Source organism: Pedobacter zeaxanthinifaciens (assembly GCF_003313335.1).
Taxonomy (GTDB): domain Bacteria; phylum Bacteroidota; class Bacteroidia; order Sphingobacteriales; family Sphingobacteriaceae; genus Pedobacter; species Pedobacter zeaxanthinifaciens.
On sequence record NZ_QMHP01000006.1, the window covers coordinates 54,546 to 68,365 of the forward strand.

Here is a 13,820-nt window from a genome sequence, read left to right on the forward strand (position 1 = left end):
TTTACCTTCAGATTAAATTTTGTTTAAGCCTCTAAAGCCTTGGTTAATTCCAAAATATCAGCTTTGCTATGCCAACTGGAAATTACAACGCGGTTTAGCGGCGCTCCATATTGATCTGGATATGGAAAAGACGAAATTAGAATTTTTTCCTGCATTAAGCGCTTTTCAATGGCAGGTTCTTTACTTAAAAATACAGGAAACTGGTTTACATAGCCCCAGCTGCTTAAATTGTTGAGTTGCTGTGTAAACAATTGGATATTTTCCTGAAGTTGCTGAAAAGCTTGCTGATACACTTCTTGTGCGTGTATAAAAGCATACAATCCGGCTGCAGCTGGTGGCGAAGCGCCGTAAAATTCGTTACTCAACTTCAAACTGTTTACGGCCTTTGCACTTCCAAATACTACGCCTGCATCTATCCCTAAGGCCTTGGCCATTGATGCCACTACCACAACTTCCACGTTAGCGGTAGCCGGAATGCTACTCAATACACTGTTACCTCCGTTAAGCAAACCAACACCATGGGAATCATCAATAATTAAAATCACATTTTTTGATGGATGGATTTGCTGAATGAAATCGAAGTTGTAGATTTCTGGAAAGAGGTTATTGACCGAATTGCTGAGGAGCAACCAATGCTCATTTTCGCTTTGGTTAATTTCGCTAACGATGGCCTTGCTCCATTGCTCAAATGTTTGATGTTGCATCGGATTTTCATCCATCCACAACGCTGGGTGGGTATCTGGGGCGTAGCTTACCTTACGTTGTTTAGCTAAGGCTGATACCGTAAGTTGCGCCGCAAGATATCCGCTGGAGGTAATCAAGGCCGCGGCGGCGCCAAATCTATCCGCTACGAAAGCTTCTGCTTCATCGTAAATGCCTAATTGTACATTATTTCCCCTGCTGGTTCCGTTGTTTAATCCGTAACGCTCAATTCCTTTTAGGTAAAAGTTTAGGAAGGTTTTATTTTGGGGGATTCCCAAGTAAGCAGTACCCCCAAAATAAAGATATTTTTGCCCGTTTAGTAACAGGCTTGATGACAGCGGCTGATCTAGTTTAGAAAAACCATTTTGCATTAGTACGAACGTCCTAACTGATCATTTGCCGCCTTAATTAGCGAGTTGTCGTTGTTGGTATCTTGAGCAAATTCCCAAAACATAATACCATTTGCTCTTTCTTTAGCCAATTGTGTTTTTTGCTTGATGGTTGGAATACCATTATAGCCATATTGCACACCATTTACCGTAGCCACATTTACGTTTGCATTTCCAGCGGCAGCAACTTCAATGCTTTTGTAAGACAATGCACCACCAGTTGCGCTTTTTCCGTAGCAAGGCATACCCAAAATTGCTTTCTCTTTTGGCAATGCTCTTGTACCAAGCCAATAATCTAAACTTGCTACAGTCATTTTGTACGAAGCATGGTTCAAAGGCTCAGCGCTATCGTAACCTGCACCATCATACTGCATAATGTTGAAGAAATCAACATACTGGTAGGTTTGCTGTAAAATGGCCATCCTATTACTTGATGTGTAAACCGCAGGTGTAACAGCTGCGCTTAAGTACTTGCCAATTTTATGCAATTCGGTAGATAGCTCTTGCATTAGCGAATGGAAAGCTTGTGATCCGCCATTATTGTCGCGTGGGTACTCCCAATCCATATCAACACCATCTAAATCGTTGTTTTTAGCAAACGCTACAATGTTTTTCACAAAGTTTGCCCTTGCTGATGGTGTTTGAGCTATGACCAAAAATGTGTTTTCACTAATGTCCGCAGCACCTGGACCAATAGAAATGCCAAACTTCACATTGTATGTTTTACATTTTGCTTTAACTGCTGCAAACCTACCCGACTGAGGAAGCGATTGTAAAGAGCCATCGGCCGCAGCTGAAGGACTTAAAAAAGCATAAAACAAGTGGGTAATCATTTTGTACTTATTGTCCAAAATAGTTCCTGGATCTTGATAGCTAGGCATGTAAGCCACAATTTTAAAACTATTGTCTGCTACATAGGGCGTTGGAGTAGGTTCTGGGGTAGGTGTTGGAGCCGGATCGTCTTTTTTGCTACAAGAAGCTAAAAAGAATACGCCTGCTAGCAAATAAAGTAATTGTTTCTTCATTTTTACTGGTTTAGTTTAAGTTACTTAGTTTCTATGAGGAGCTTATTAAAATAGTCAAATTGCTGTTTAATAGATTTAGCCCAATAAGCTCGGTTATGAGCGCCAGGCTGTGAAATATAGGTAGCTTTAAGCTTCAATTGATCACATTTCTGTTTAAGTTCATTGTTAGATTGGTAGAAAAAATCCCCAGCTCCACAATCAAAAATAAAAGGTTTATCAACCGCCACCAGCTTATCAATATTGTTAATTACGGAGTATTTTTTCCAAATATCATCTTCTTTTGAAGGATTGCCCAACAAATCGCCGAGGCCGTATTTTCCAAAAGCATCAGTAAGTTGTACGCCTCCGCTGGTACTTCCTGCACTTAAAAACAAATCAGGCCGTTTAATAAACAAATACAACGCACCGTGGCCGCCCATGCTCAAACCAGAGATCATCACTTTCTTTTGATCAGGATTGAACCTCTTCAGCATATCAGGAAAAAGTTCGTCAAAAAAGAAAGACTCATATTGCCAATCTTTTTTAGCAGGACTATTGATATACCAGCTTTGGTACAAACCATCAGGACAAACAATCACAAAGCCATAATCATCGGCATATTTTTGCGCATCCATAATGCTATGCCACTGTTTATAGCTCCCACTGTAACCATGTAATAAAAATATCATCGGCAAGCCCTCTGTGGCTGCTTTATTTTTTGGTTTAAACACCCAAACGGTATCTGGCTTTGCTAAAAACTTGCTGTTATAAACCAATTGCTCTTGTGCACCTACACGTAGGCAGAAGAAAAGCATCAATGCGCAAAGCTTAAATCTCATGGTTGTAGCAAATTTAAGGGTAATATTAATAAATGTTTTTCAAAAACGCAAGAAACCGCAATCATACTTCGCTAAAAAACAGAGTTTTACATCAAAAATAGCTTCTTGTTGCAAAAAACAGCACCACAACTAGAAGTTGTCATGTATAAAAGTTACTACTTTCACCATCTCTTTTCTGACGTCGGCTGTGGTTTCTACATAGTTATTGTTCATAAACGAGTAAAGCAATAACTTTCCCTTGCTAGTAACAATGTAGCCGCTTTGGTTGTGCACTCCAGATAGGGTGCCGGTTTTTGCAAAAACAAAGGGACTGTCAGTTTTAGGATAGGCGTTGCGCAAGGTTCCCGCTTTACCGCCAGCTGGCATCATGCTAAATAGTCGCGGCTGATTGTTCACCTCTTTGTATATCAACTCCAAAAGCTTGATAATTGACCTTGGCGTAAACAAATTCACCCGCGAAAGTCCAGATCCATCCACCCATCTAGGTTTATCGGGCAAATCATTTAAGTACTTCTCCTGTAAAGCGGCAATAATTTTAGTACTGTTCATTTCTAAGCCTAGCTGATCTCCATAAGTCAACAGCAGTTGTTCTGCAATAAAATTATCAGAAGGAAGCATCAACTGCCTAAATACATCTTCGCTTTTGCTGCTATAAACCCTTTTTGCCGAAGCGGGCATTGGGTAATTAATCAATTGGACTTCCTTTTTTAGGGTATCGGCCAATAAGGTAAGGGTAAGTGCAGTAGAGGTTTTATACGGCACCTGCTGTTCGTAATTTGCATCGGGTTTAACCGGCGGATAAAAAAACTTATTGGCTAAGAACTCTCGCTGCACTTCGAATCTTTTCGCTTTACTTCCCGAATCGGGCATCACGCAGGATTTTAGTGCCTTAGGTACAATATCAAGCTCACCAGCCTTATAATTAATGCTTACTACGTTGTCAAACAAAGGCATTTCCGAAATTTCTGGCTGATAATACTCGTTGTAATCGTCCCAGCTCCAGCCTCTCCCAAAAAAATTCCCCGTAAACCTGTTATTCGCAAAAAACAGCTTTTTGTTGCTCTGTTTCAACAACTGGATGGCTTTGGTTCCTTTTAAGACAGAGTGGAGCAAAGATGGATCTCCGGTACCCCAAAAAATCAGTGAATCTCCTCTTTCCACATAACGTAACGAAGGAATCGAGTCAGGGCAGGTTTTCAATCCGGTATAAAAAGTGAACAATTTCGTATTCGAAGCTGGCACAAAATATTTATCCGCATCTTTTTGATACAACATTTGTTCCTTCTCCATATCATACAAGGCAAAGCCAACCTGATATTTCTTTAACATTTCGTTATGCTTAAATTGCTTAGCTACTTTTCGAGAAATAATTTGGTTGGTTTTACAGGATGTTAATGCGCCAAAAGAAATAGCTAATGCTGCAAATAAAATGTGTTTAACACTATTTTTGATCATAATTGGAGTTCAATGTTGCGGTATTTCGCAAGCTGTGTTTTCGAAAATTTTATCGATTTAAATGTTTGTGTGCTCTAATTTATTAATTTAGTTTGATGAACAGCGGCAAAAACCATACATTCTTAAAATTAATATGCCGCTTTTTGCTGTTTTTTGTCTGCTTTTCTTTTTCCGGCTATGCGCAGCAATTTAAGTTCAACAACGGTCGCAAGCAGCAAACGCTATATTTTGACCTGGTTAAAAACCTTATCATAGTTCCTATCTACATTAACGAAAAGGGACCTTTTGATTTTATTTTAGATACAGGCGTAAACCCCATGATTATTATTGACCCTACGTTAAAGGAAAGCTTAAGAGTGCCTTACGCCAGGGCAATTAAAATTAGTGGCTATGGGGATTTTGAAGGCGTGGATGCTTTTTTGGGAACAACTAACGTAAGTGTTGGCGATACTGATGCAGACAATATTCCGACCATCTTTTTAAAGGATGATATTCTTCCTCTTTCTGGCTACGTGGGGCGCAAAGTGTATGGCTTAATCGGCTACAATTTTTTCAATAGTTTTATTGTGAAGATTAACTATACCAGCAGAACAATGAAAATTATTTCTCCAGAAAAGAAAGTAAAATTGAAAGGGGAAAAAATTCCTTTCACGCTAATTGACAATAAACCTTACGTTTCCCTACAAATTGAGCAAGAAGGCCTTGGAAAAGCTAATTTACAGGCCCTGTTAGATTGTGGCGCTGGTCATTCCATTTCACTAGAAACACTTAATGGAAACATTTTCCCAAAGCCCGATTTTACTTTGAAAGCCAATTTAGGAAATGGACTGACCGGTAGTGTAAACGGACAAATTGGGCGCATCAAATCCCTTAAGCTGGGTTCGTTTGATTTTAAAGATGTGTTGGCAAGTTATCCGAATTATAACGTAGACTCGTTGAAAAAAGGCAGAAATGCTAACGTTGGTGCCGAAATTTTAGGCCGTTTTAATGCCATATACGACTATCAAAATGGGGCTATTTATCTCAAAAAAAATGAAAAATTTAGCAGGCCTTTTGAGCATGACATGGCGGGCATTGAGTTTTATTCAGAACATGGCCCTCCTTCCAGAACGGTAATTACCAGGATTGAGCCACAATCGCCCGCTGATTTAATTGGGCTGAAGGAAGGAGATGAATTAACTCGCATCAACTTTAAAAAAGTAGACGACTACACCATGGATGAAATAGCAGCCATATTTAAAGCAAAAAATGGCTACAGTGTAGTTGTTGAAGTTTGGCGAGACAAATCATTTCAAATCAAGTTATTAAAACTTAAAAAACGAATATAGCACTCATGAAAACTTTCTTACGCGTCTTTTTTCTATCATTAATTAGCATCCCATCATTTGCGCAACAAACCGATTCCCTCACTTTTACCAAAACTAAATGGAACAAAGCGAATGTGACCAAAAAAACAAAATTATATACTTATCAATTTGCAGATAGCACTTTGTTCAAAGCCAATCAATACATCAGTTATTTAGAAGTTAAAAGCGGCGGCAAGGCACCTGTTTTCTATATCGGCTACGATAAAAAAGAACTGATTGTTACCTCGGATTTTGCGAAAAAACACAATGCTATTGCAGCGGTAAATGGCACATTTTTCGATATTAAAAATGGAGGCTCTGTTGACTTCCTAAAAGTAAACGACACCTTAGTTAACCAAAGCAGGTTAGATAAAAATGAGAAAAGAACCTTTCATCAGGAAGCTGCCGTAGTGATTAATCAACAAAAAGTAGGCATTAAAAAGTGGGATGGCACAGCCACCTGGGAAAATAACCTAAAAGATGAAAACGTAATGGTAAGCGGTCCGCTGTTGCTATTGAACAATGTTACTGAAAAGCTGGATTCAATCTCCTTTAACAAAACAAGGCACCCACGTACAGCTTTAGGTATCAAACCAAATGGCACCGTTATTTTACTTACTGTAGATGGCCGACAAGAAAAATCGGCAGGGATGAGCTTGTTTGAACTTACCAAAATCATGAAATGGCTTGGCTGCACCAGCGCTATCAATTTGGATGGCGGAGGTTCCACTACCTTATGGGTAAATGCTTATGGCGACAATGGAGTGGTTAATCATCCTTCTGATAACAAAAAATGGGATCACGAAGGGCAAAGAAAAGTAGCCAACATCATTTATATCAAAAGCAAACCTTAAATTTGCATTTTATCCATCATATGAGTTTTAAGCAGCTAGTATTTTTGCTATTGATTTCCGTTGCCATTTATGCGTGCTCCAACAATGCTAACAAAACAGAAAAAACAAGCAACTCCGAACAGGAAGGACTAACTTTTAGGGACGTAAACGGCGTAAGATTTTACGAAGTGAAAAGGAGGTTCAGCAATGGCCTGTCTTTTAACAAAGATGGTTTTATGCTTGCGCCAACGTGGATTATTGAGTACAAAGCACCCGATACGATGTTAGCTTATAGCCCCGAAAAACAAGGAATGGAGGCATTCTATCTTCAGTTTGACCACGGCAGGGTGTATAACTTTGCCCGTGAGTTTTTTAGGATAAAAACAATTGCAAAAGATAGCTTGGTGCTGCAACGCTTACAGGTAGATGCCCGTGTGATAACCAAAGGTGAAGTATCTGACGTGAACTGTACCTATTATACGAAAGATTACATCGAGAAGGTGCTTAAAACAACTGTTGGCGAGCTGCAAAGACCTACACAGGCAGATACTGCTTTCATTAAGAAACTATCTGCAGCTACCTACCGCCATCCATCAAACCCGGATACGGCTTTTGCCGCCACCGAAATTGCACAGTTAAAACCTAACAGTAAAAATGTTTTAGTGAAATTAATTGGCTATGCAGATAGTGGCGCACATCGTAAATCTTTCGCTTACATGTATCCCGAGTATAAGGTAGAAATCAATAAATCATATCGAGATTTTAGGTATCGCTTTTCAGTAATTGTTGATGTTAAGGGCAATTTGTATGTAAACAGGATTCAAGGTGTTTTGAAAGAAGATATGCCCTACCGAAAAAAGCTTTTACAAGGCATAGCCGATGTTTATTTGAAAAACCTGCTTATCATTAAGCCCGGCACCACTTTGGGCATACCCCACTCCAGCGAAATTACCATTAGCCTGGCAGGCAATAAGTAACACTTGTTGATTAATTGTCCAAAAAACACAACTTTTGCTTGTATTTAGATTTTAATCTGTACCTTGCAAACTTTAATACATAATATAATGCAAGAAGGAACAGTAAAATTCTTTAATGTTACTAAAGGTTTTGGATTTATCATCCCTGCTAATGGCGATGCTGAAATCTTTGTACATTCAACAGGCCTTATCGACGAAATTCGTGAAAACGATAAAGTTCAGTACGATGTTGAAAACGGTAGAAAAGGCTTGAATGCCGTTAATGTGAAAGTAATTTAATTATTATCATATTTACCAAAAAAGTCCCGCACTGTGTGCGGGACTTTTTTATTTTAAGACAATTTTTGAGAAAGTTTTTATGTCCGTTTAGCTTTCAAAAAATGCTAATAAATCTTTGTTGATGGTATCTGCCTCCGTAGTTGGCATACCATGTGGAAAGCCAGGATACGAAATCAATTTACCGTTTTGCAATAAGGTTACGGCTACTTTTCCTGTAGTTTCAAACGGCACAATTTGATCATCCTCACCGTGTAGTACCAGTACAGGAACTGTAACGCTTTTTAAATCTTCTGTAAAATCAGTTTCTGAAAATGCTTTGATACAATCGTAATGTGCTTTGATGGAGCCGTTCATTCCTTGTCTCCACCAATTTCTTTGTATTCCTTCTGATACTTTTGCGCCTTCTCTGTTGTAACCGTAAAACGGTAGCGTTAAGTCAATATAAAATTGCTGTCTATGATGGGCTGTATTATTTCTAATATCATCAAACACCGACATCGGAACGCCGTCAGGGTTACTTTCTGTTTTCACCATAATTGGGGTTACGGCACTTACTAAAACAGCTTTAGCCACCCGATCTTTTCCATGCTTAGCAACATACCTAATTACCTCGCCACCGCCAGTGGAGTGCCCTACATGGATAACATCTTTTAAATCCAAAGCGGTTACAATTTCAGCTACATCCGCAGCGTAAGTATCCATGTTATGTCCGTATGGTGTTTGCTCCGAGCGTCCATGACCTCTCCTATCGTGAGCTATGACGCGGTAACCTTTCTCTAAAAAGAATAACATTTGGGCGTCCCAATCATCGCTTGACAATGGCCAGCCATGATGAAAAAATACCGGTTGGCCTTTTCCCCAATCTTTATAATAGATTTCAGTTCCGTCTTTTAATTTAAGTGTGCTCATAATTTTTAGTGTTTTAGGTGTATAAATATGTATGATTGATTTATACAACAAACTTATGGCACGTTTTTGTTTGGATTGTTGATGTAGGATAAGAAAATTGTTGCTAAGTGGTAAACTGAAAATTCGCTCACAAGATTAAAGTTATTGCACAAAAAACCCCTCACTAATTAAAGTAAGGGGTTCTTTTATTAAGCATTTGCTTTTTACTTTTTGATTTTTGTAAGAAGCAATTCTGGTTCGTTGGTCGTAATGTAGTCTACTTTTTGTTCCAGCAGCCTATCCATGTCCTTATCGGTATTTACCGTCCAAACGTTAATTACCAAACCTAAATCTTTTGATTGCTGAATCCAATCTGGGTTCTTTTTATAAACATTCTGGTTGTAATCTAAGCCGTAAAAACCTTCTGCCTTTAATTTTGCAGGTTCAATTTCACCATTCAAATAAGAAACCCTTGCTCCCGGCACATTATCAATTACATATTTACTGATGTAGTGGCTAAAGCTAATGTATTCAATCCAAGGAGCAGCTTTTAACTGGTTCACTATTTCAAGTACTTTTTTTACTAAAGCGGTTTCCTGCTCTTGGGTTTTCTGCGGCTTAATTTCCAAAATCAATTTGGTTTTTTTTTGCTTCATGCCGGTTTTTAGATATTCCTCTAAAGTCGGGATGCTTTCCCCATTGCTCAGTTTCTTATAATCAACCAATTCCTGGTAAGTGCTTGTGGCAATATCTTTCCCTAAAAAATCAGGGTTATGGTTCACTACCGCCACTCCATCTGATGTTAAATGCACATCAAACTCACTGCCATAGCAGCCTAGTCTAATTGCCTCTTTCAACGATGCAATGGAGTTTTCGGGCAAATTTTGTGTTTTCCAAGCTCCACGATGTGCAATTACCAAATTTTTATTCCACGATTTAATTGCTTTTTGCGCCATTACTGTGCCTGTAATCATTAAAGCTAATATGCTTAAAAAAATTCTCTTAGTCATTGTGTGTTCAATTAATTTTTGGATGCTCTTGCACCGCATTTACAATTTCCTTTGGTTTTTATTGATTATATTTTGTTTCTAAATTAAAGCATAATACTATTGTTTCAAAACAAATCGAAACTTTTTGATCTAAAAATAAACCGCTTTACAATTACACGCACATTTTTTACCTTTATTGTCGTTTAAGTTACAATGGGCAACAACTACAATTTATTGATTGATAAGATCAACGAGTTTACTCGCAAATTTTATCTGAACAAGCTTTTAAGGGGCAGCATTTATGCCGCATCCTTAATTTTGAGTTTGTATTTGTGCCTTTTTCTGTTGGTTTTTTACAGCTATCCCAGTGTATCTACCAAAACACTTTTATTTTACTCGTTTATTATAGTTTCCTTTTTAGCCGTTACCTTTTGGATAGTTAATCCGGCGCTTTCCTACTTCAACTTAAGCAAAACAATCAGTATAGAAACCGCTTCAAACTTAATCGGCAATCATTTCTTTAACGTTAAGGATAGGTTACTAAATACTTTGCAGCTGAAACAGCTTGCAGATAGTTCGCCGCAAAACAGTGCATTAATTTTAGCAGGAATAGATCAGAAAATTGCCGAGCTGAAACCCATTCCGTTTAGCACCGCCATTAAACTGGGCGACAACAAAAAGTATATCAAATACATTGCCTTTCCGCTGCTCATTATCTTAGTCATTGCTATTATTTCGCCGGCCATTTTAAGGGAAGGTACTAGCAGTTTTGTGCGCTATAACGAAGAGGTTTTGCCTACGGCTCCTTTTCAATTTGTAGTGGAAAATAGCAATTTAAATGTTACGCAGGGCGATGATTTGACCATCAAGCTAAAGCTCACTGGCGATGAATTTCCGCAAGATATTTATTTGGAAGACGGAGTAAATAGCTATCGTTTGGAAAAGCAGGATATCAGTCACTTCACTTACACCTTCAAGAACATTCAAAAGGATAAAGTGATTAAGTTTAGTGGCGGAGGCTTTAATTCGTTAAGCCATACCATCCACGTGAAACCACGCCCATCATTGTTAAACATTGAGGCAACTTTGGTTTATCCTGCTTACTTAAACAGAAAGGCCGAATCAGTTGCCAATGTTGGAGATTTGCTGCTGCCCGAAGGAACCAAAATCAACTGGGTATTAAAAACTGAAAATAGCAACGCCATCACTTTTATTTTACAGCAAAAAAGCTACGAGCTTAAAGTGGACGACAATACTGCTCAATTTAGCGCTGTTGTTAAACAAAATGGCAGCTATCAAATTGTACCCAAAAATCAGTTTGTTAGTCTACGTGATTCCTTAAACCATCAAATTACTGTTATTAAGGACCAATTTCCTTCTATTAATGTAACCGAAACTGCAGATAGCATCAGTACTAAAAGTTTATATTTCACTGGAGTAATTAATGATGATTACGGTTTTTCTGCGCTCCGATTTAAATACCAGATCAAAGAAAATAACAAGCTAGTTGGGCAAGGTGCAAAATCCATCACCATTAAACCTCAGCAAACAGAAAATAACTTTTTTTATTTGTGGAGTATCGATGAAATTGCCGCCAAGCCGGGTCAAATAATCGAGTATTTTTTTGAAGTGGCCGATAATGACGGCGTAAACGGCGCAAAAGTTACTCGCTCAGAAACAAAAACCTATCAAGCGCCTACACAACAGGAAATCGCAAAAAAATTGGCCGAAGGAAGTCAATCGTTGAAACAGAAAATGGAACAAACCATGAAATTGGCCAATACCATTGAAAAAGAAAGTAAGAAACTGAGCGAAAATCTCCTTAACAAAAAGCAACTTGACTTTGAAGACAAGAAGCAAATAGAACAGCTGTTAGATAAACAAAAACAATTGGAAGATGCGGTAAAAGACATCAAGGACCAAAACAAAAAAAACAACTTTAACAAGGAAGAAAACGCCGTTTTAAATGAAGAACTTAAAGAAAAGCAGCAAAAAATTGATGAGCTTTTTAATAACGTTTTAGATGATAAAACCAAAGAGCTGCTACAAAAACTACAGCAGCTAATGGACCAAAACAATAAGGATCAAGCCCGCAACGAACTGCAGAAAATGCAAATGGACAATAAGTCGTTAAAAAACGAATTAGACCGTATTTTAGAGCTGTACAAACAGCTGGAGTTTGAACAAAATCTGCAAAACAAAATTGATCGTTTAAATGATTTAGCTAAGCAGCAGAAAGATTTATCGCAACAGAGCAAGGACAAAAATACTTCTCAACAAGACTTAAAAGAAAAGCAGGAACAGCTGAATAAAGATTTTCAGGACCTGAAAAAGGAATTACAAGATCTGGATAAGAAAAATCAATCCCTCGAAAGACCTAACGATTACAAAAATCCGGAACAGGAAACCAAGGAAATTGAAAAAAATCAGCAGGAAAGTAAAGAGCAGCTTAACCAAAACGCCAGGCAAAAAGCTTCCGACAAACAACAACAAGCAGGCCAGCAAATGCAGCAATTAGCACAGCAAATGCAACAGCAGCAGCAGGAAGGCGCCGAGGAAGAAAACAAAGTGAACGCACAAGAACTGCGCAAACTGTTGGAAAATTTGCTTAGCACCTCCTTTGAACAGGAAAAGGTAATGCTGGCATTACGCAAAATGAGCCCTTCTGATCCGAGTTATGTAGCGCAGGCACAAAGGCAAAATATCATCAAGGATAACATGAAAACCATTGCTGATAGCCTATTTTCGCTAAGCAAACGTGTGCCGCAAATTGAAAGCGTGGTAAACACCGAAGTTGAAAAAATTAACTTAAATATTGGTAAAACCATTGAATTTTTGGGAGATAGGCGTACGGGTGAGGCTAATCGTTCGCAACAAATAGCAATGACCTCCCTCAATAACTTGGCACTGATGCTTAATGAGGCATTGGAACAGTTACAAAATGCCATGAAAAATGCAAAAAGTGGTAAGGGCAAGCAAAAACAAAGCATGCAGCAGTTGCAGCAAATGCAAGAGCAGCTGAACAAAAACATGCAACAGGCCAAAGAAAAGATGGAACGTGAGGGCAACATGGGTACAGTACCCAAGGGACAAATGAGTCAGGAATTTGCTAAAATGGCTCAACAACAGCAAATGCTAAGAGAAGCGCTGGAGAAAGTTAATAAAGACGAAAACAAAAATGGAAAAGGTCCTTTGGGAAATCTTAATCAGGCCATTCAGGAAATGAAACAATCTGAGTTGGATTTGGTGAATAAACGCATTACTCAGGAAACGATCAATCGACAAAAAAACTTAATGGTAAAACTGTTGGACGCAGAAAAAGCGCAACGCGAACAAGAGCAAGATGAAAAGCGAGAAAGCAATGCCGCAAAGCAATTTCCACCATCGTACCAACAAATGCTTGATAAATTTAATAAGAGCATGCAAAGCGAAACCGAGCTGATTAAAAAACTTCCGCCTAACCTCAATTATTACTACAAAAATAAAGTGGCAGAATACTTTAGGTTGCTAAATGCTGATAAAAATAAGTGAAATTTTAGAGCTTAAGTTTTGGTGTTCTTAGTGCCTTTGCGGTCAATCTTATTACTTTTGCATTTCAATTTATATCAATGCCAAAAATCAATTTCTTCACCGAAGACACCAATTATACGCTTAAAGGCAAAAACGCTGTTAAAAAATGGATCAGCGAAACTATTCTGGCTGAAGGCTATCAATTAGCGGAACTGAACTTTATTTTTTGTTCAGACGATTATTTGCTGCGTATAAACCAAGATTTTTTGGAACATGACTACTATACCGATGTAATCACTTTTGATAACTCAGAAGAGCTTAAAACGATTTTGGGAGATATTTTTATCAGCATTGATAGGGTTAGGGATAATGCCAAGCAAAATGGCGCCACTACCTTTGATGAGCTCTGTCGTATAATGATACATGGAACGCTGCACCTACTAGGCTATAAAGATAAATCTAAGAAGGATAAAATTGAGATGACCGCCAAAGAAGACTTGTACTTAGAAAAACGCAATAAAGCCTAAACATTTTAGTTATAAACGAAAAATCTCTAATCTCTACTAAATAGAGGCCTGTAAGCGTTACAGAAACTTATCTGATTATTGC

12 protein-coding genes are annotated in these 13,820 nt (G+C 38.3%); 6 read left to right on the forward strand and 6 right to left on the reverse strand.

What is annotated here, in order from left to right:
* Positions 1-23: 23 nt before the first annotated feature.
* The 4 genes from DUT68_RS10575 to DUT68_RS10590 form a co-directional block, all read right to left on the reverse strand.
* Positions 24-1,073, reverse strand: coding sequence for an aminotransferase class I/II-fold pyridoxal phosphate-dependent enzyme (locus DUT68_RS10575; protein ID WP_113638168.1), 1,050 nt, complete (start codon positions 1,071-1,073; stop codon positions 24-26).
* On the reverse strand, positions 1,073-2,116 hold the full coding sequence (locus DUT68_RS10580; RefSeq protein WP_113638169.1) for a glycosyl hydrolase family 18 protein: 1,044 nt from the start codon (positions 2,114-2,116) through the stop codon (positions 1,073-1,075). The genes DUT68_RS10575 and DUT68_RS10580 overlap by 1 nt, the downstream gene beginning before the upstream one ends.
* A 20-nt stretch (positions 2,117-2,136) precedes the next feature.
* The gene (locus DUT68_RS10585) at positions 2,137-2,934 is read right to left on the reverse strand and encodes an alpha/beta hydrolase (RefSeq protein ID WP_113638170.1); all 798 of its coding nucleotides are present in this window, start codon (positions 2,932-2,934) and stop codon (positions 2,137-2,139) included.
* Positions 2,935-3,063: 129 nt separating this feature from the next.
* Positions 3,064-4,389 (reverse strand): D-alanyl-D-alanine carboxypeptidase, encoded by a 1,326-nt coding sequence (locus tag DUT68_RS10590; protein ID WP_113638171.1) that lies wholly within the window; start codon positions 4,387-4,389, stop codon positions 3,064-3,066.
* A gap of 95 nt (positions 4,390-4,484) precedes the next feature.
* Between DUT68_RS10590 and DUT68_RS10595 the strand changes: the two genes are divergently transcribed.
* From DUT68_RS10595 to DUT68_RS10610, 4 genes are all read left to right on the forward strand, one after another.
* Positions 4,485-5,717, forward strand: a complete 1,233-nt coding sequence (locus tag DUT68_RS10595) for an aspartyl protease family protein (RefSeq protein WP_113638172.1) — start codon at positions 4,485-4,487, stop codon at positions 5,715-5,717.
* 5 nt (positions 5,718-5,722) lie between these two features.
* Positions 5,723-6,589: a phosphodiester glycosidase family protein gene (locus DUT68_RS10600; RefSeq protein WP_113638173.1), complete on the forward strand. Its 867-nt coding sequence runs from the start codon at positions 5,723-5,725 to the stop codon at positions 6,587-6,589.
* Positions 6,590-6,609: 20 nt separating this feature from the next.
* Positions 6,610-7,545: a hypothetical protein gene (locus DUT68_RS10605; RefSeq protein ID WP_113638174.1), complete on the forward strand. Its 936-nt coding sequence runs from the start codon at positions 6,610-6,612 to the stop codon at positions 7,543-7,545.
* Between the two features lie 87 nt (positions 7,546-7,632).
* A complete protein-coding gene (locus DUT68_RS10610) occupies positions 7,633-7,824 on the forward strand; it encodes a cold-shock protein (protein WP_113638175.1) in 192 nt (63 codons plus the stop codon).
* 87 nt (positions 7,825-7,911) lie between these two features.
* On the opposite strand, the gene DUT68_RS10615 is transcribed toward DUT68_RS10610, so the two are convergent.
* Positions 7,912-8,733 (reverse strand): alpha/beta fold hydrolase, encoded by an 822-nt coding sequence (locus DUT68_RS10615; RefSeq protein WP_113638176.1) that lies wholly within the window; start codon positions 8,731-8,733, stop codon positions 7,912-7,914.
* A gap of 203 nt (positions 8,734-8,936) precedes the next feature.
* A complete protein-coding gene (locus DUT68_RS10620; RefSeq protein ID WP_113638177.1) occupies positions 8,937-9,722 on the reverse strand; it encodes a glycerophosphodiester phosphodiesterase in 786 nt (261 codons plus the stop codon).
* Between the two features lie 192 nt (positions 9,723-9,914).
* On the opposite strand from DUT68_RS10620, the gene DUT68_RS10625 reads away from it, so the two are divergent.
* Together DUT68_RS10625 and ybeY are read left to right on the forward strand one after the other, a co-directional pair.
* Positions 9,915-13,232 carry a DUF4175 family protein gene (locus tag DUT68_RS10625; protein WP_113638178.1) on the forward strand — a complete coding sequence of 1,106 codons (3,318 nt, stop codon included), beginning with the start codon at positions 9,915-9,917 and terminating at the stop codon, positions 13,230-13,232.
* Positions 13,233-13,309: 77 nt separating this feature from the next.
* Positions 13,310-13,738, forward strand: coding sequence for an rRNA maturation RNase YbeY (gene ybeY, locus DUT68_RS10630; RefSeq protein WP_113638179.1), 429 nt, complete (start codon positions 13,310-13,312; stop codon positions 13,736-13,738).
* Positions 13,739-13,820 lie beyond the last annotated feature (82 nt).